The 18,405-nt window shown below is 71.2% G+C and carries 16 protein-coding genes; 13 read left to right on the top strand and 3 right to left on the bottom strand.

Annotated elements, in window-relative coordinates:
• Positions 1-6: 6 nt before the first annotated feature.
• From KME66_RS26525 to KME66_RS26555, 7 genes are all read left to right on the top strand, one after another.
• Positions 7-801, top strand: a complete 795-nt coding sequence (locus KME66_RS26525) for an FtsQ-type POTRA domain-containing protein (protein ID WP_216326755.1) — start codon at positions 7-9, stop codon at positions 799-801.
• Between the two features lie 276 nt (positions 802-1,077).
• Positions 1,078-2,313 carry a cell division protein FtsZ gene (ftsZ, locus tag KME66_RS26530; protein ID WP_073217842.1) on the top strand — a complete coding sequence of 412 codons (1,236 nt, stop codon included), beginning with the start codon at positions 1,078-1,080 and terminating at the stop codon, positions 2,311-2,313.
• Entirely contained in the window at positions 2,310-3,053 is a 744-nt protein-coding gene (pgeF, locus tag KME66_RS26535; protein ID WP_216326758.1) for a peptidoglycan editing factor PgeF, read from the top strand. Before ftsZ ends, pgeF begins: the two co-directional genes overlap by 4 nt.
• 3 nt (positions 3,054-3,056) lie before the next feature.
• Positions 3,057-3,776, top strand: coding sequence for a YggS family pyridoxal phosphate-dependent enzyme (locus KME66_RS26540; protein WP_073217836.1), 720 nt, complete (start codon positions 3,057-3,059; stop codon positions 3,774-3,776).
• Positions 3,777-3,901: 125 nt separating this feature from the next.
• Positions 3,902-4,531: a cell division protein SepF gene (locus KME66_RS26545; RefSeq protein ID WP_073217834.1), complete on the top strand. Its 630-nt coding sequence runs from the start codon at positions 3,902-3,904 to the stop codon at positions 4,529-4,531.
• A 91-nt stretch (positions 4,532-4,622) separates the two neighbouring features.
• The gene (locus KME66_RS26550) at positions 4,623-4,907 is read left to right on the top strand and encodes a YggT family protein (RefSeq protein WP_006123846.1); all 285 of its coding nucleotides are present in this window, start codon (positions 4,623-4,625) and stop codon (positions 4,905-4,907) included.
• Between the two features lie 49 nt (positions 4,908-4,956).
• Positions 4,957-6,120: a DivIVA domain-containing protein gene (locus KME66_RS26555; protein WP_216326761.1), complete on the top strand. Its 1,164-nt coding sequence runs from the start codon at positions 4,957-4,959 to the stop codon at positions 6,118-6,120.
• Positions 6,121-6,404: 284 nt separating this feature from the next.
• Here the strand turns inward: KME66_RS26555 and ileS are convergent, their stop codons facing one another.
• Positions 6,405-9,548 carry an isoleucine--tRNA ligase gene (gene ileS / locus KME66_RS26560; RefSeq protein ID WP_073217829.1) on the bottom strand — a complete coding sequence of 1,048 codons (3,144 nt, stop codon included), beginning with the start codon at positions 9,546-9,548 and terminating at the stop codon, positions 6,405-6,407.
• Positions 9,549-10,109: 561 nt separating this feature from the next.
• Here ileS and KME66_RS26565 point away from each other — a divergent pair.
• The 5 genes from KME66_RS26565 to KME66_RS26585 all read left to right on the top strand — a co-directional run bounded on the left by KME66_RS26565 (position 10,110) and on the right by KME66_RS26585 (position 14,823).
• The gene (locus KME66_RS26565) at positions 10,110-10,775 is read left to right on the top strand and encodes a TraR/DksA C4-type zinc finger protein (RefSeq protein WP_073217826.1); all 666 of its coding nucleotides are present in this window, start codon (positions 10,110-10,112) and stop codon (positions 10,773-10,775) included.
• Between the two features lie 59 nt (positions 10,776-10,834).
• Positions 10,835-11,425 (top strand): signal peptidase II, encoded by a 591-nt coding sequence (lspA, locus tag KME66_RS26570; protein WP_216326764.1) that lies wholly within the window; start codon positions 10,835-10,837, stop codon positions 11,423-11,425.
• Positions 11,426-11,468: 43 nt separating this feature from the next.
• Positions 11,469-12,410, top strand: a complete 942-nt coding sequence (locus tag KME66_RS26575; protein WP_216326766.1) for an RluA family pseudouridine synthase — start codon at positions 11,469-11,471, stop codon at positions 12,408-12,410.
• Positions 12,407-12,892: a GNAT family N-acetyltransferase gene (locus tag KME66_RS26580; RefSeq protein WP_216326768.1), complete on the top strand. Its 486-nt coding sequence runs from the start codon at positions 12,407-12,409 to the stop codon at positions 12,890-12,892. The genes KME66_RS26575 and KME66_RS26580 overlap by 4 nt, the downstream gene beginning before the upstream one ends.
• Before the next feature lie 344 nt (positions 12,893-13,236).
• Positions 13,237-14,823: a Na+/H+ antiporter gene (locus tag KME66_RS26585; RefSeq protein ID WP_073217815.1), complete on the top strand. Its 1,587-nt coding sequence runs from the start codon at positions 13,237-13,239 to the stop codon at positions 14,821-14,823.
• A gap of 18 nt (positions 14,824-14,841) precedes the next feature.
• On the opposite strand, the gene KME66_RS26590 is transcribed toward KME66_RS26585, so the two are convergent.
• Complete coding sequence (locus KME66_RS26590; RefSeq protein ID WP_216326771.1) at positions 14,842-15,999, bottom strand: mechanosensitive ion channel family protein; 1,158 nt, start codon at positions 15,997-15,999, stop codon at positions 14,842-14,844.
• Between the two features lie 53 nt (positions 16,000-16,052).
• On the opposite strand from KME66_RS26590, the gene KME66_RS26595 reads away from it, so the two are divergent.
• Positions 16,053-16,631, top strand: a complete 579-nt coding sequence (locus tag KME66_RS26595; protein WP_073217808.1) for a dienelactone hydrolase family protein — start codon at positions 16,053-16,055, stop codon at positions 16,629-16,631.
• 15 nt (positions 16,632-16,646) lie between these two features.
• Here KME66_RS26595 and KME66_RS26600 read toward each other — a convergent pair whose 3' ends face one another.
• Positions 16,647-18,305 carry an alkaline phosphatase gene (locus KME66_RS26600; protein ID WP_216326774.1) on the bottom strand — a complete coding sequence of 553 codons (1,659 nt, stop codon included), beginning with the start codon at positions 18,303-18,305 and terminating at the stop codon, positions 16,647-16,649.
• Between the last annotated feature and the right edge of the window lie 100 nt (positions 18,306-18,405).

Here is an 18,405-nt window from a genome sequence, read left to right on the forward strand (position 1 = left end):
GCGAGCGTGGCCGGACCGACGACCGCCCAGCGCGGCGCACCCGGGCGGGCGGACACCTCCGCCCGCCCGCCGCACATCGGCCCCGAGGGGCCCCGGATCGGCCGCCGTGCCCTGCTGATCCTCATCGGCGTCGCAGTCGCCCTGCTCACTGCGTTCGTCATCTGGGCCCTCTACGGCTCCTCCTGGCTGCGTGTCGAGAAGGTCACCACGAGCGGGGTCGATGTCCTGACCCGCGAAGAGGTGGAAGCGGTTGCCGCGACGCCGGTCGGCGCCCCGCTCGCCTCCGTGGACACCGACGCGATGGAGCGTCGGTTGCGCCAGAAGTTGCCTCGTATCGACAGAGTTGATGTCGTTCGGTCCTGGCCGAACGGAATCGGACTTAAGGTGACGGAGCGAAAGCCGGTCCTTCTGGTCGAAAAGGACGGGAAGTTCGTCGAAGTGGACGCCAAGGGCGTGCGCTTCGCCACCGTGGACCGGGCCCCGAAGGGTGTGCCCCTGCTGGAGCTGGAGCCCGAACCGTCCGCGAGCCTTCGCCGCTTCGGCGGTGACCGTCTGTTGCGGGAAGCGGTCCGGGTCACCGGCGACCTTCCGGCGGCGGTCGCCAAGGACACCGAGGCCCTCCGGGTCGCCTCGTTCGACGCGATCTCCCTGCGGCTCACCCGGGATCGCGAGGTGTTCTGGGGCAGCGGCGAGAACGGTACGGCGAAGGCGCGCATCCTCACCGCGCTCATGAAGGCGGAGCCCAAAGCGGGACAGTTCGACGTAAGCGCTCCCACCGCCCCGGCGGTATCGGGGAGTTGACGGGCATTTGTGCTGGCCAGCACCCTGGTTGGTCAGCGCTACGGGTGATCACATAGGGTGAAAAGAAAAACGGGAGGTTCGGCGTGTTCGTTGAACGGGCGCCACTTGTCGACTTAGTGTCCTGTTCGGAAGAGTCCAGGAAGCAGACACACTGGTAACCCTAAACTTGAACGTTAGGGTTTGGGTCGGCATTCGGACCGTCCCCATCGACATCAGTCGTCGCCGCGGGGCCACCGCAGAGCGACGACACGTAACTCGAGGCGAGAGGCCTTCGACGTGGCAGCACCGCAGAACTACCTCGCAGTCATCAAGGTCATCGGTGTCGGCGGCGGTGGTGTCAATGCCATCAACCGAATGATCGAGGTCGGCCTCAAGGGCGTCGAGTTCATCGCGATCAACACGGACGCACAGGCCCTGTTGATGAGCGACGCCGACGTCAAGCTCGACGTCGGCCGCGAACTCACCCGGGGCCTCGGCGCCGGGGCGAACCCGGCAGTCGGTCGTAAGGCGGCAGAGGACCACCGTGAGGAGATCGAGGAGGTCCTCAAGGGGGCCGACATGGTCTTCGTCACCGCCGGCGAAGGCGGCGGCACCGGCACCGGCGGCGCACCGGTCGTCGCCAACATCGCCCGCTCGCTGGGCGCCCTGACGATCGGTGTGGTCACCCGCCCGTTCACCTTCGAGGGCCGGCGACGCGCGAACCAGGCGGAGGACGGCATCGCCGAGCTCCGCGAAGAGGTCGACACCCTCATCGTCATCCCCAACGACCGCCTGCTGTCCATCTCGGACCGCCAGGTCAGCGTGCTCGACGCCTTCAAGTCGGCCGACCAGGTGCTGCTCTCGGGTGTCCAGGGCATCACCGACCTCATCACCACCCCGGGCCTGATCAACCTCGACTTCGCCGACGTCAAGTCGGTCATGTCCGAGGCCGGATCGGCGCTCATGGGCATCGGCTCGGCGCGCGGCGACGACCGTGCGGTGGCGGCGGCGGAGATGGCGATCTCCTCGCCCCTCCTGGAAGCCTCCATCGACGGCGCCCGCGGGGTCCTGCTCTCCATCTCCGGCGGCAGCGACCTCGGTCTCTTCGAGATCAACGAGGCCGCCCAGCTGGTGAGCGAGGCGGCCCATCCCGAGGCCAACATCATCTTCGGCGCCGTCATCGACGACGCCCTGGGGGACGAGGTCCGGGTCACCGTGATCGCCGCGGGCTTCGACGGCGGACAGCCGCCCGCCCGCCGGGAGAACGTGCTCGGTGCGAACAGCGCCAAGCGTGAGGAGCCGGCCGCCCCGGTGCGGTCCGCACCGGAGCCCGCGCGCCCGGCCGGCGGACTGGGCTCCGTGCCCCCGCGCGAGGAGACCCCGGCCCCGGCCGAGCCCGCTCCCACTCCCGCTCCCGCGTCGACTTCGAGCGAGAGCGCGCTGCCGCCCGTCTCTCCGCCGCACGTCCCGCCGGCCCGTCCCTACCAGGACGCCCAGGCCGAAGAGCTGGACGTACCGGACTTCTTGAAGTGATAGATCAGCACCGGACGGACACCGTCGCGGGCAGCGCTCACTTCGCCTTCACCGACCGGTGGGGCGGAGTGAGCGCCGCTCCGTACGGCGAACTCAACCTCGGCGGCGCGGTCGGAGACGACCCCGCCGCCGTCGGCGCGAACCGGGAGCGTGCCGCGCGCGAGCTCGGCATCGACCCGGAGCTCGTCGTCTGGATGAACCAGGTGCACGGGCGGGACGTCGCGGTCGTGGACGGGCCCTGGGGTACGGACGCGGAGATTCCGGCCGTGGACGCGGTGGTGACCGCCCGGCGCGGACTGCCGCTCGCGGTCCTGACCGCCGATTGCACCCCCGTCCTGCTCGCCGACCCGGTCGCCGGAGTCGTCGGAGCGGCGCACGCGGGGCGGCCGGGACTGGTCGCCGGAGTCGTCCCGGCCGCGGTCGAGGCCATGGTCGCGCTCGGCGCACGCCCTTCCCGGATCGTCGCGCACACCGGACCGGCCGTCTGCGGTCGGTGCTACGAAGTGCCCGAGGCGATGCGGACCGAGGTGGCCGAGGCCGTCCCCGGCGCCTGGTCGGAGACCAGCTGGGGCACCCCGGCGGTGGACGTCACCGGCGGAGTCCACGCCCAGCTCGCCGCTCTCGGCGTGACGGACCGGCACTCCTCGTCGTCCTGCACCCTCGAATCGGGCGACCACTTCTCGTACCGCCGCGACCGCACCACCGGGCGGCTCGCCGGATATGTCTGGCTGGACGGATAGGGCATGACGGACCGTAAGGCTCACATCGCGGCGAATCTCGCACAGGTGGAGGAGAGGATCGTCTCCGCCTGCGCCGCCGCGGGGCGCGAGCGGGAGGACGTGACCCTGATCGTGGTCACCAAGACCTACCCCGCGAGCGATGTGCGGATCCTGCATCAACTCGGTGTGCGCCATGTCGCGGAGAATCGTGACCAGGACGCCGCGCCCAAGGCCGCCGCTTGTGCGGATCTTTCGCTGACATGGCACTTTGTCGGACAACTGCAGACGAACAAGGTTCGCTCCGTGACCGGTTATGCCGATGTGGTGCAGTCGGTGGACCGCGCCAAGCTGGTCACCGCTCTCTCCGCCGCGGCGGTGCGCGGGGACCGTGAACTCGGCTGTCTGATCCAGGTCGCCCTGGACGCGGAGAGCGGTGAGCGCGGTGAGCGCGGCGGTGTCGCACCGGACGGGGTCGAGGAGTTGGCGGCCGCGGTCGCGTCCGCCCCCGGACTCAGGCTCGACGGGCTGATGACCGTGGCGCCGCTGGCCGGGGAGTACGCCGGCCGGCAACGGGCCGCGTTCGACCGGCTGATGGAAATCTCATCCCGCCTGCGCACCGGTCATCCGGCTGCGAACATGGTCTCCGCAGGTATGAGCGGGGATCTGGAGGACGCGGTGGCGGCCGGAGCGACACATGTACGCGTCGGTACGGCGGTACTCGGAGTCCGACCCCGGCTCGGGTAACGTCGCGAAGCAAGTCGGACCACAGCAGAAAATATGGTCATTCCCACTTCTGGCGGGCAGACCACAGTGGATCGCGGGCACTTGGTGACGAATGCCGATCCACCACAGAGCGGAGGACTCGGAGCATGGCCGGCGCGATGCGCAAGATGGCGGTCTACCTCGGCCTCGTGGAGGACGATGGGTACGACGGTCCGGGGTTCGACCCCGATGACGAATTCGAACCTGAGCCGGAGCCCGAGCGCGACCGGCGGCGACACCAGCCCCCGCACCAGGTGGAGCGGGAGAGGGAGCGCGAGCGCGAAAGGGACGAACCGGTGCGAGTGGTGCAGCCGCCCGCTCAGCGTGAGCCGGTTCAGCTGCCTGCGGAAACCGTGCGACCCGCCCGGATCGCACCCGTGGCATCCATCACACCAGAACGTCCGAACATGGAGAAGAACGCACCGGTGATCATGCCCAAGGCCGTGTCCGAGCGGGAGCCGTACCGCATCACCACGCTCCACCCCAGGACCTACAACGAGGCCCGTACCATCGGGGAACACTTCCGCGAGGGCACTCCGGTGATCATGAACCTCACGGAGATGGACGATACGGACGCGAAGCGACTTGTCGACTTTGCCGCGGGACTCGTCTTCGGTCTCCATGGCAGCATTGAACGCGTGACGCAGAAGGTGTTCCTGTTGTCGCCTGCTAACGTCGATGTCACGGCGGAGGACAAGGCCCGCATCGCAGAGGGCGGATTCTTCAACCAGAGCTGAGAACACGACACCGGGAACGACCCGGCCGCGAGGCCGGAGCCGGCCGCGAGGCCGGAGCTGACGAGAGCCAGGGGAGAGGGAAGCGCGAGACATGGGCGTCGCACTGGATGTGGTCTATATCGCGCTGATGTGTTTCCTCATCGTGCTGATCTTCCGGCTGGTCATGGACTACGTCTTCCAGTTCGCACGTTCATGGCAACCCGGCAAGGCGATGGTGGTCGTACTTGAGGCCACCTACACTGTCACCGATCCACCGCTCAAGCTTCTGCGGCGGTTCATCCCGCCGCTGCGTCTCGGGGGCGTGGCACTCGACCTGTCCTTCTTCGTTCTGATGATCATCGTCTACATCCTGATCAGCGTTGTGGTCAGGTTGTGAGCGATACGGTCTTGCCGACTGCCGACGACTACGTAGAGGTGAAGAAGAGATGCCGTTGACCCCCGAGGACGTGCGGAACAAGCAGTTCACGACCGTCCGCCTCCGAGAAGGCTATGACGAGGACGAGGTCGATGCCTTTCTCGACGAGGTCGAAGCCGAGCTGACCCGTCTGCTCCGTGAGAACGAGGACCTGCGCGCCAAGCTGGCCGCTGCTACGCGCGCCGCCGCGCAGAACCAGCAGCAGCAACAGCAGCAGGGTATGCGCAAGCCTCCGGAGCAGCAGCAGGAGCGCCCCGGCGCACCCGTTCCCGCCGCCATATCTGGACCTCCGCAGCAGCAGCAGCAGCCCCCGCAGATGGGCCCGCCCCAGCTGCCCGGTGGCGCGCCGCAGCTGCCCGCAGGTCCCAGCGGTCACGGCCCCCAGGGTGGTCACGGCCCCGGTCCGCAGGGACCGCACGGCCCCGGCCCGATGCAGGGCGGCCCCATGGGCGGCCCGATGGGCGGCCCCATGGGTCAGCACCCCCAGCAGCAGATGCAGCCGCCGCAGATGCAGCAGATGCAGCAGCAGGGTCAGGGGCAGGGTCCCGGGGGCGACAGCGCCGCCCGCGTCCTCTCCCTCGCGCAGCAGACCGCGGACCAGGCGATCGCGGAGGCCCGTTCCGAGGCCAACAAGATCGTCGGCGAGGCCCGCAGCCGCGCCGAGGGCCTGGAGCGCGACGCGCGGGCCAAGGCCGACGCCCTGGAGCGGGACGCCCAGGAGAAGCACCGCGTGGCGATGGGCTCGCTGGAGTCGGCCCGCGCGACGCTGGAGCGCAAGGTCGAGGATCTGCGTGGCTTCGAGCGTGAGTACCGTACGCGGCTGAAGTCCTACCTGGAGAGCCAGCTGCGCCAGCTGGAGACCCAGGCGGACGACTCGCTCGCCCCGCCGCGGACGCCGGCTGCCGCTTCGCTGCCGCCGTCCCCCTCGCTGGCTCCGGCCGGTGCGGGTGCGATGGGTCACTCCATGGGCGGCTCGACCCACGGTGGCCACGGCGGCCAGCAGATGGGCAGCGGTCAGTCCATGGGCAGCGGTCCGTCCTACGGCGGTCAGCAGCAGATGTCGCCGGCCATGACGCAGCCGATGGCGCCGGTGCGGCCGCAGGCGCCGCAGCCGATGCAGCAGCAGGCTCCCTCCCCGATGCGGGGATTCCTGATCGACGAGGACGACAACTGAGCGGTGCGCGCTCGCTGAGCGCGTAGCCGTCGGCAGGCAGAGGGCCGGGCCCCGGGTTTTCCCGGGGCCCGGCCCTCTGCCGTGCCTGCGGGGCGCGGGGTGCGGGCGGGGTGCGCCGTACGGCGGGGCTGCTCCCTCTCTCCCGCCCTCCCCTTCCCGGAACCGGGGCGTTGCCCCAAGCCCCCGTGCCCTCGTACACAGGGCGGGCGGGGTTCGGGGATATGAAGAAGGGCCCGCCGGAGTGTATTCCGGCGGGCCCTGCCCCTGGGTGCGGGCTGCTTCCCCTACTGCTTGCGCAGGCGGAACGTCAGGGCCAGACCCTCGTCCTCGAACGGGGTGCCGTACGTGTCGTCCGCCTCGCCCTGTGCGTAGTCCTCGGCGAGGACCTCCTCGGAGATGAGGGGGGCGTGCTCCACCAGGGCCTCCGCCGTCGCCGGGGAGGTCGTCGTCCAGCGGACGGCGATGCGGTCCGCCACGTCCAGGCCGCTGTTCTTGCGGGCTTCCTGGATCAGGCGGATCGCGTCACGGGCCAGGCCCGCCCGGCGCAGCTCCGGAGTGATCTCCAGATCCAGGGCCACCGTCGCGCCCGAGTCCGAGGCGACCGACCAGCCCTCGCGCGGGGTCTCCGTGATGATCACCTCGTCGGGGGAGAGCGTGACCTGCTCGCCCTCCACCTCCACCGACGCCGTGCCTTCGCGCAGCGCCAGGGAGAGCGCGGCCGCGTCCGCGTTCGCCACGGCCTTGGCCACCGCCTGCACGCCCTTGCCGAACCGCTTGCCCAGCGCCCGGAAGTTCGCCTTGGCCGTGGTGTCGACCAGCGAGCCGCCCACCTCGGAGAGCGAGGCGAGGGATGTGACGTTCAGCTCTTCGGTGATCTGGGCACGCAGCTCGGGGGAGAGGGACTCGAAGCCGTTCGCCGCGACGAGTGCGCGGGACAGGGGCTGGCGCGTCTTCACCCCCGATTCGGCGCGCGTCGCCCGGCCCAGCTCCACCAGGCGGCGCACCAGCGCCATGTGGGAGGAGAGGCCGGGGTCGATCGCCGAAACCTCGGCCCGGGGCCACGACGCCAGGTGCACCGATTCCGGGGCGTCCGGGGTGACCGGGGCGATCAGGTCCTGCCACACCCGCTCCGTGATGAACGGGACCAGCGGGGCCATCAGCCGGGTCACCGTCTCGACGACCTCGTGCAGTGTGCGCAGCGCCGCCTTGTCGCCCTGCCAGAAGCGGCGGCGCGAGCGGCGTACGTACCAGTTGGAGAGATCGTCCACGAACGCCGAGAGCAGCTTGCCGGCCCGCTGGGTGTCGTACCCCTCCATCGCGACGGTCATCTGGTCGACCAGCGCGTTGAGTTCGCTCAGCAGCCAGCGGTCCAGAACCGTGCGGTCGGCCGGGGCCGGGTCGGCCGCCGACGGGGCCCAGCCGGAGGTACGCGCGTACAGGGCCTGGAAGGCGACCGTGTTCCAGTAGGTCAGGAGCGTCTTGCGGACGACCTCCTGGATCGTGCCGTGGCCCACCCGGCGTGCCGCCCAGGGGGAGCCGCCCGCCGCCATGAACCACCGCACCGCGTCCGCCCCGTGCTGGTCCATCAGCGGGATCGGCTGGAGGATGTTGCCCAGGTGCTTGGACATCTTGCGGCCGTCCTCGGCGAGGATGTGGCCCAGGCAGACCACGTTCTCGTAGGACGACTTGTCGAAGACCAGCGTGCCGACGGCCATCATCGTGTAGAACCAGCCGCGGGTCTGGTCGATGGCCTCCGAGATGAACTGCGCCGGGTAGCGGCTCTCGAAGATCTCCTTGTTCTTGTACGGGTAGCCCCACTGCGCGAACGGCATCGAACCCGAGTCGTACCAGGCGTCGATGACCTCCGGGACGCGGTACGCCTCCAGTTGGCAGTTCTCGTGCGTGCAGGTGAAGGTGATCTCGTCGATGAAGGGGCGGTGGGGATCGAGACCCGACTGGTCCGTGCCCGTGAGTTCCGTCAGTTGCGCGCGCGAGCCCACGCACGTCAGGTGGTCGTCCTCGCAGCGCCAGACCGGCAGCGGCGTGCCCCAGTAGCGGTTGCGGGACAGCGCCCAGTCGACGTTGTTGTTCAGCCAGTCGCCGAAGCGGCCGTTCTTGACCGAGTCCGGGAACCAGTTCGTCTTCTCGTTCTCCTGGAGCAGACGGTCCTTGACGGCCGTCGTCCTGATGTACCAGGACGGCTGCGCGTAGTAGAGCAGCGCCGTGTGGCAGCGCCAGCAGTGCGGGTAGCTGTGCTCGTACGGGACGTGGCGGAAGAGCTTGCCGCGCGCGTCCAGGTCAGCGGTGAGCGCTTCGTCGGCCTTCTTGAAGAAGACGCCGCCGACCAGGGGGAGGTCTTCCTCGAACGTGCCGTCCGGGCGGACCGGGTTGACCACCGGGAGGCCGTAGGAGCGGCAGACCACGAGGTCGTCGGCGCCGAACGCGGGGGACTGGTGGACCAGACCCGTACCGTCCTCGGTGGTGACGTACTCGGCGTTGACGACGTAGTGGGCCTCGGCCGGGAAGTCGACCAGCGTGAAGGGGCGCTCGTAGCTCCAGCGCTCCATCTCGGCACCCGTGAACGACTGGCCGGTCACCTCCCAGCCCTCGCCCAGCGCCTTCTCCACCAGCGGTTCGGCGACGACGAGCTTCTCCTCGCCGTTCGTCGCGACGACGTAGCGGACCTCGGGATGCGCGGCGACCGCCGTGTTGGAGACCAGGGTCCACGGGGTGGTCGTCCAGACCAGGAGCGCCGCCTCGCCGGCCAGCGGGCCGGAGGTGAGGGGGAAGCGGACGAAGACCGAGGGGTCAACGACCGTCTCGTAGCCCTGGGCCAGCTCGTGGTCGGACAGGCCCGTGCCGCAGCGGGGGCACCAGGGGGCGACCCGGTGGTCCTGCACCAGCAGGCCCTTGTCGAAGATCTGCTGGAGCGACCACCACACGGAGTCCACGTACTCCGGGTCCATCGTGCGGTAGGCGTCGTCCAGGTCGACCCAGTAGCCCATGCGGGTCGTCAGCTCGGCGAACGCGTCGGTGTGCCGGGTCACCGACTCACGGCACCGGGCGTTGAACTCGGCGATGCCGAACGCCTCGATGTCCTTCTTGCCGTTGAAGCCCAGCTCCTTCTCCACCGCGAGCTCGACCGGCAGGCCGTGGCAGTCCCAGCCCGCCTTCCGGCCGACGTGGTAGCCCTGCATCGTGCGGAAGCGGGGGAAGACGTCCTTGAAGACGCGGGCCTCGATGTGGTGGGCGCCCGGCATGCCGTTGGCGGTGGGCGGGCCCTCGTAGAAGACCCACTCCGGACGGCCCTCGGACTGGTCGAGGCTCTTGGCGAAGACCTTGTTCTCCCGCCAGAAGTCGAGCACGGCGTGCTCCAGCGCGGGCAGGTCGACCTGGGCGGGTACCTGGCGGTACTGCGGCGATGTCATGTGCGGCTTCCTCCGGCGGATGTCTTCCACTTCCGTCGGAGGGACGAGAGCGTCTCGGCTCCCGCGGTACCACCCTCCTTGGCCCCGGGCACGGCCCGTGGCCCCCTCATTGGGGTCGCGATGCCGGGTCTAGTGGCCTGGTGCCGGGGGTGTGCCCCGCGTCTCCTGGCGTTCTTCCGGCGGCTCAGGGGTGATCTTCACACCGCGCTCGCCCCCGGGCTCCCACCGTCCCCGGGTCGCTGCTGGCTGCGTACGGCGCTACTCGTCCCGTCGATGCCTCTCGCTGGGGCCAGTGTACGGGGCCGTACGGGCGACGGCCGACCGGTTTATCGGGGGCGCGTGGGCGTGACCCGAGTGGCGGGACGGGGTACATGCACTTCCCGGCGGGACCCGCGGGCCGGATTACCGGGCGGGGAGCTGGGAACAACGGAGGCAGGCGCGCCACGACCGGACACGGGGGAGGCGAGTGGGCGGCGTGCCCCGTTGCCGCGGGGCTGGAGTCGATTTATCGTCCCAGCACGATTCGCGAGCAAGATCACAATATGTGAAGGGGCCGCGGCCATGGTGGCGAAGAAGGCAGCGAAGAAGACGGTGAAGAAGGCCGCCGCCAAGAAGACCGCGGCCAGGAAGGCGGCGGCCGGCGACAAGCCCGCCGCCTCGAAGAGCACCGCCAAGAAGACCGCGAAAAAGGCCGCACCGGCGGCCACGGAGGCGGCCCGGGCCGCCGAGCAGACGGGAGCCCCCACGGTGGTAGCCAAGAAGAGCGCGAGTCGTCCGGCAGCAGGCGCACAGGCCACGGCCCCCGTGCCGCCCGCCCGTGCCGCCGCCCCGGACGAGCTGGCCGTCCGGCCCGGCGAGGATCCCTGGACGCCCGAGGAGGTCACCGAGGCCCGCACCCTGCTGAGCAGCGAGATCCTGCGGCTCGGCAGTGAGCTGGAGGCCTCCGGCGCGGCCCTCGCCGGGCTGATGCGGGACTCGGGCGACGGCGCGGGCGACGACGAGGCCGACACCGGCACCAAGAACATCACCCGCGAGCACGAACTGTCGCTCGCCGCCAACGCCCAGGAGATGCTGGAGCAGACCGAGCGGGCGCTGGCCCGGCTTGAGGCGGGAACGTACGGGCTGTGCGAGATCTGCGGCAAGCCGATCGGCAAGGCGCGCATGCAGGCCTTCCCCCGGGCGACCCTGTGCGTCGAGGACAAGCAGAAGCAGGAGCGGCGCGGCTGATCCGCACAGGTGTGTCGTACCCTCATCCGAAGGCAGGCACCTAGGGTTGAGGGACTTACGTGGCAGAGGCGGAGCGCATCATCGGTACGCCGGACGATCCCGAGGCCGAGGGCACGGACGAGGGCGGCAGCACGGCCGCCGACGCCGCCGTCAACGCGGGCCGGGGCAGGCGGAAGGTCCTCGTTCTCCTGAGCGTGGCCGTCGTCGCCTACCTGCTCGACCTGGTCTCGAAGATGATCGTGGTCGCGAAGCTGGAGCATCAGCCGCCGATCGACATCATCGGCGACTGGCTCCAGTTCCGGGCGATCCGGAACGCGGGGGCCGCGTTCGGGTTCGGTGAGGCGTTCACCGTGATCTTCACCATCATCGCCGCCGGTGTGATCGTGGTGATCGTCCGGCTGGCCCGCAAGCTCTACAGCCTGCCGTGGGCCATCGCCCTGGGTCTTCTCCTGGGCGGTGCCCTCGGCAACCTCACCGACCGGCTCTTCCGGGCGCCCGGCGTGTTCGAGGGCGCGGTGGTGGACTTCATCGCCCCCAAGCACTTCGCCGTCTTCAACCTCGCGGACTCCGCCATCGTCTGCGGCGGCATCCTCATCGTGATCCTGTCCTTCAAGGGCCTCGACCCCGACGGGACCGTCCACAAGGACTGACCGGGCGGGACGGGGAGCGTGCCGCGCAAGGCATACTCGACGGGTGAGCACGCACCCCGAGATCCGCACCCTGCCCGTACCCGACGGCCTGGAGGGCGAGCGCGTCGACGCCGCCATCTCCCGGATGTTCGGTTTCTCCCGGACCAAGGCCGCCGAGCTGGCCGCCGCCGGGAAGGTCCAGGTGGACGGTTCGGTGGCCGGGAAGTCCGAGCGGGTCCACGGCGGTGCCTGGCTGGAAGTGGAGATGCCGCAGGCGGCCCCTGTGGTCCAGATCGTCGCCGAGCCCGTCGAGGGCATGGAGATCGTCCACGACGACGACGACATCGTGGTCATCATGAAGCCGGTCGGCGTGGCCGCCCACCCCAGCCCCGGCTGGACCGGCACCACCGTCATCGGCGGTCTCGCCGCCGCCGGCTACCGGATCTCGACGTCCGGTGCCGCCGAGCGCCAGGGCATCGTGCACCGCCTCGACGTCGGCACCTCCGGCCTGATGGTCGTCGCCAAGTCCGAGCGCGCCTACACCCTGCTCAAGGCCCAGTTCCGCGACCGGGTCGTCGACAAGAAGTACCACGCTCTCGTCCAGGGCCACCCGGACCCGATGAGCGGCACCATCGACGCCCCCATCGGCCGCCACCCCCAGCACGACTACAAGTGGGCGGTCACCGCCGAGGGCAAGCCGTCGGTGACCCACTACGACCTGATCGAGGCCTACCGCTCCGCCAGCCTCCTCGACATCAAGCTGGAGACCGGGCGCACCCACCAGATCCGGGTCCACATGTCCGCCCACCGCCACCCCTGCGTCGGTGACCTCACCTACGGCGCCGACCCGACGCTGGCCAAGCGCCTCAAGCTGACCCGGCAGTGGCTGCACGCCGTCCGCCTGGGCTTCGAGCACCCGGCCGACGGGCGCTGGGTGCAGTTCTCCAGCAGCTATCCGGCCGACCTCCAGCACGCCCTCGACACCATCTCCGCGGAGAGCCAGTGACCGGCGCCCCGACCCCGTACAGCACCCGCAGGGCCGTCGAGGAGATTGACCGGGCGGCCTGCTTCCAGGTCCGCAAGGACGTCTTCGTGGGCGAGCAGAACGTCCCCGAGGACCTGGAGTACGACGCCTACGACGCGACCGCCGTGCACGTCCTGGCCGTCGCCGCCGACGGCACCCCGCTCGGTACCGGACGGCTGCTGCACGGCGCGGACGCGGCCGGGAAGACCGGCGGCGACCTCACCGTCGGGTCGCTGGGCCGGCTCGCCGTGAGCCGGGGAGCGCGCGGCCTCGGCGTCGGCGCGGCACTCGTCGTGGCCATCGAGGACGAGGCGCGGAAGCTGGGCCTGGCCGCCGTCGACCTGCACGCCCAGACGCACGCCCTCGGCTTCTACGAGCGGCTCGGTTACGTCGCGTACGGCCCGGAGTTCCCCGACGCGGGCATGCCGCACCGGGCCATGCGGCGGGAGATCCGCCCGGCCTGAGCGCCAGGAAGGGGAGACCCGCCCGGCCTGAGCGCCGGGAAGGGGAGGGGCACCCGCCGGGCCTGGGCGCCGGGAGGGGGTGGTGACCCGGCCCGGGTGCCGTGGCGGGGCCTCCGTCCGGTCCGGGCGCCGGGAACGGGCACCCGCCGGGCCTGGGCGCCGGGAGGGGGGGGTGACCCGGCCCGGGTGCCGTGGCGGGGCCTCCGTCCGGTCCGGGCGCCGGGAACGGGCACCGGCCGGGTCCCGGGGGGTATCGGCGGAAACGCGCCGCCCGCGTGGCAGGGTGGAAGCCCTGTTCGGCCGCTCGTGACCTGCCGGACCCGCACGCTCCGGAAGGCCCCTCCGTGGAACAGATGTCCCTGCTGCTCCTGCTGCTGCTCGGAGCCGTGGTCACGGTGCCGCTCGGCGACCGGCTCGGGCTTCCCGCGCCGGTGCTGATGACGCTCGCGGGCATCGCGATGGCGTTCGCGCCGTTCGTCCCGAACGTGGACATCCCGCCGGAGATCATCCTCCCCGCGCTGCTCCCGCCGCTGCTCTACGCCACCGTCCAGCGCACCTCCTGGCGGCAGTTCGCCGCCAACAAACGGCCGATCTTCCTGCTGGCCGTGGCCCTCGTCTTCGTCACCACGGCCGCCGTCGCCGCGGTCGCCAACACCATCGTGCCGGGCCTGCCGATCGCCGCCGCCGTCGCGCTCGGCGCACTCGTCGCCCCGCCCGACCCGGTCGCGGCGACGGCCGTGGCCGGCTCGGTGGGGCTGCCGCGCCGGCTGGTGTCGATCCTGGAGGGCGAGGGGCTCTTCAACGACGTGACCGCCATCGTGCTCTACCACGTGGCCATCGCCGCCGCCGTCAGCGGCACCTTCTCGCTCCCCGAGGCCTTCGGGCTGCTGGTCCTCTCCGCCGTCGTCGCCGTCGCCGTCGGACTCGCGATCGGCTGGCTCACCATCAAGCTGATGAACCTGCTCGGCGACGCCACGCTCCAGGTCGGGCTGACCCTGCTGGTGCCCTTCGTCGCCTACGCCCTCGCGGAGGAGCTGGAGGGCTCCGGGGTACTGGCCGTCCTGACGACCGCGCTGTTCCTCGCCGAGCACACCGCCGACGCCGACGACGTGCTGGGCCGGCTGACCGGACGCACCTTCTGGGACATCGTCGACACCCTCGTCACCGGCGTCGCCTTCGGGCTGATCGGCCTGGAGCTGCACACCGTGTTCGGCACCGCCGACGGGCACGCCCTGGAGATGGTCGGCTGGGGGCTCGCGATCGTCGCGGTCGTCGTCGGGGTACGGCTGCTGTGGCTGCTGCCCGCCACCTGGCTCGCCAAGCGGCTGCACACCCGCCGGGACGTCAGCGAGGAGATCCCCACCAGCTGGCGGGAGACCGTCGTGATGTGGTGGTCCGGGATGCGCGGAGTGGCCTCCGTCGCCCTGGCCCTGGCGATCCCCCTGAAGACCGACGACGGACAGCCCTTCCCCGGCCGCGAGGAGATCATCTTCATCGCGTTCGCCGTGATCATGGCCACCCTGGTCTTCCAGGGGCTCACCCTGCCCTGGCTGGTGCGCAAGCTGGACGTCGGGGCCGACACCGCCGCCGAGGAGGCCCTGGAGCGGGACCTCGCGATCCGGGCCGCCAAGGCCGCCAAGTACCGGCTCAAGGAGATCCAGGAGGTCGAGGAGTTCCCCGAGGAGGTCCTGGAGCGGCTCCAGCGCGCCGCGTACGACATCGGCGCCCGGATCAGCCCCGACATGATCGACGAGGAGCGGCGGGAGGCCTACGCCCAGCGGGCGAAACGCTTCAAGGCGATCGGCCGCGTCCAGCGCGAGATGATGTCGGCCGCCCGCCACGAGGTGCTCTCCGCGCGCAGCGAACCCGGCTCCGACCCGGAGGTCGTGGACCGGGTGCTGCGGTACCTGGACTTCCGCTCCCTGCGGTGAGCGGGCCGGGGCCGCGGCTCAGCCGCGGCCCGTCCGCGGAGCCTTGGAGTCCTCCCGCTCGACGGGCGGCGCGGAACCGTTGCGCCGCACCCGGCTCGTCGGACCAGCGCCGGTCAGATCCGCCCACTGCTCGCCCGGCGGCAGCGCGGCGGGCGAGGTGGCGACCCGCGGCAGCGCGTACGGATGGTGATCGCGCAGCCAGCCGATCAACTGCTCGCGCACCGCGCAGCGCGCCGTCCAGATGTCGTCCGCGTCCTTCGCCGTGACCACCGCGCGCACCTCGATCGTGGTCGGCGTGGTGTCGGTGACCGCCAGCGACCAGTCCCGGCCGTCCCAGGCGGCGATGTCCCCGAGGAGGTCCCGCAGTTTCTTCCGCATCGCCGCGACGGGAGCGGAGTGGTCGAGGTGGAAGTAGACCGTGCCCGTCATCTGCGCCCCGCCGCGCGACCAGTTCTCGAAGGGCTTGCTCGTGAAGTACGAGACCGGCATCATGATCCGCCGGTCGTCCCACGTCCGTACCGCGAGGAACGTCAGGGTGATCTCGTCGATCGTGCCCCACTCGCCGTCCACCACCACGGTGTCGCCGATCCGGACCGTGTCCCCGAAGGCGATCTGGAGCCCCGCGAACAGGTTCCCCAGCGTCGACTGGGCGGCGACGCCCGCGACGATGCCGAGCAGACCGGCCGAGGCGAGCATCGAGGTGCCCACCGCCCGCATCGGCGGGAACGTCAGCAGCATCGCGGCGATGGCGACGACCGTCACGACCGCTATGACGACCCGCTGGATGAGCGTCACCTGCGTACGGACCCGGCGGACCCGGGCGGGGTCGCGGGTGGAGGCCGCGTAGCGGGCGTAGCTCGCCTCCACGACCGTCGCCGCGATCCGCACGACCAGCCAGGCGGAGGCGCCGATCAGCACCAGGGTGAGCACCTGGCCGATCCCGTCCCGGTGGTCCCGCACCCAGTCGATCTTCGTGGCGCGGTAGCTGCCGCGCAGCAGCGCCGTGATGACCACCACCTGCAAAGGAGGCCGGCAGCGCCGCAGCAGCCCCCACAGCGGGGTTTCGTGGTGCCGGCTGTCGGCCCGCCGCAGCAGCAGGTCCACCAGCCAGCCGACCAGCAGAGTGATCACCACGGAACCGCCGATGACGATCAGCGGGCGCAGCACGCTCTCCATTCCCTCGTCCTCCCAAGCCTTCGAGCGGCCCTCAGCAGGTGCGAACTGGCACCATGGGGCCCATGAACATCATGCTTTTCCACTCGACGTACGGGCTCACGCCCGCCGTGCACGCCGCGGCCGCGCGCCTCAAGGACGCCGGCCATGAGGTGCGCGTGCCCGATCTGTTCGAGGGGCACACCTTCGACACGGTGGAAGAGGGCATGGCCTACCAGGACGAGACCGGCAAGGACGAACTGCTCAAGCGCGCGGTGCTCGCCGCGGCGCCCCACTCCGACCAGGGCCTCGTGTACGCAGGATTCTCCCTCGGCGCGGCGACCGCCCAGACCCTTGCGCTCGGTGACGCGAAGGCCCGGGGGCTGCTGCTGTTCCACGGCACCTCGGACATCGCCGAGAACGCCGCGGTGGACGAACTCCCCGTCCAGCTGCACGTCGCGGATCCGGACCCCTTCGAGTCCCACGACTGGCTGAACAGCTGGTACCTCCAGATGCAGCGTACCGGTGCGGACGTGGAGATCTACCGCTACCCCGGGGCCGGGCACCTGTTCACCGACCCCGATCTGCCCGACTACGACCAGGCGGCCGCCGAGCAGACCTGGAAGGTCGCGCTCGGCTTCCTGGCCACGCTGTAGCCCCCGGGGCGCCTGTCAGCGCACCGGGCGGTCGGCCCGCTCGACGCGCTGGGTGCCCCGCCGGGTGCGGTAGGAGCGGGCCCACGACGAGGTGGCGTCCCGGGCGGTCTTGTCGGACAGCACGTAGTAGTCCATCTGCGCGTGCTCCGCGGTGACGTCCAGGACGCCGTAGCCGTGCGAGTCCAGGTCGACCCACTTCACATGGCGGTTGGCCGCCCGCACGGCCGCCGCCGCGACGGGCGACACGGTGCCCGGGGCGACCCTCAGGAGGTCGTCGAGGTTGTCCGAGGTCACCGACGTGACGACGAACTCCGTCGCGGCCGACGGCGACAGCGGGTAGGTCGCCGCCCGCACGGGCACGTCGTTGGCCCAGGCCATGTGGATGTCGCCGGTCAGGAACACCGTGTCCGCGACGGCCCGGTCCCGCAGGTGGGAGATCAGTTCCTTGCGGTCGGCGGTGTAGCCGTCCCACTGGTCGACGTTGACCGCCAGGCCCTCCTTCGGCAGCCCCAGCAGCCCGGCCAGCGGCTCCAGCAGATGGGCGGGGAGCGCCCCGAAGGCGACCGGGGAGATCATCACCGACGTCCCCACCAGCTTCCAGGCGGCGTCCGATCCGGCGAGCCCCGCCTTCAGCCAGTCCAGCTGGGCCCGCCCGGTCATCGTGCGCGCCGGGTCGTCCACCTTCCCGCTGCCGACGGACGCCTGCTCGGAGCGGAAGCTGCGCAGGTCCAGCAGATGGAGATCGGCGAGCCGCCCGAAGCGCAGCCGCCGGTAGACGGTGCCCTCGGTGGAGGCGCGGACCGGCATCCACTCGAAGTACGCCTGCTTGGCCGCCGCCACCCGCTGCCGCCAGGCACCCTCCGTCTCCGGGGTGTGGTTCTGCGCCCCACCGGACCACGCGTCGTTGGCGAACTCGTGGTCGTCCCAGATCGCGATCACCGGGTGGGCGGCGTGCAGCGCCTGGAGGTCGTCGTCCGTCTTGTAGTGGCCGTGCCGGGTGCGGTAGTCGGCCAGGTCCAGGATCTCGTGGGCGGGCCGGTGCTCGCGCACCGCCGTGCCCCGCGTGGTGTACTCGCCGGTGCCGTACTCGTAGAGGTAGTCGCCCAGGTGCAGGACCGCGTCCAGGTCCGGCCGCGCGGCGAGATGGCGGTACGCGGAGAACCAGCCCGCCTCCCAGTTCGCGCACGACACCACGCCGAAGCGGAGACCGGCGGTGGTGGCGTCGGCCGCGGGGGCGGTACGGGTGCGTCCCAGGGCGGACCGGACGCCGTCGCCCGCGGTGAAGCGGAAGTAGTACGCCGTGGCCGGGCGCAGCCCGCGGACGTCGGCCTTCACCGTGTGGTCCGATGCGGCGGACGCGACGGTGACGCCGTTCGCGGCTATCCGTGCGAACTCCCGGTCCTCCGCGACCTCCCAGCGCACCGGGGTGTCCGGTCCCGCCCCCGATCCGGGCTCGGCGCCGGGCTCGGGGGTGACCCGCGTCCAGAGCAGGACGCCGTCCGGCAGCGGGTCACCGGAGGCGACGCCGTGGAGGAAGGCGGGCGCCCCCGCGGCCGGGGCGGGAGCCGCCGATGTGGTGGTGGCGGTGGCGAGCACGGGGACGGCGGCGGCGCTCGCGGCGGCGGCCCGGACGACCGTGCGGCGGCTCGGCGAGGAAAGGTGTCGTGTGGTCACGGCCGATCACCTTACGGGCGCGTACGGCGAACGGGCGGGCGAACAACGGAAGTTCGCCCGCCCGTCGGGAAACCGTCGCCCGGCGGCGGTCTGCCGGGGC

It is taken from the genome of Streptomyces sp. YPW6 (assembly GCF_018866325.1).
Classification (GTDB): Bacteria; Actinomycetota; Actinomycetes; order Streptomycetales; family Streptomycetaceae; genus Streptomyces.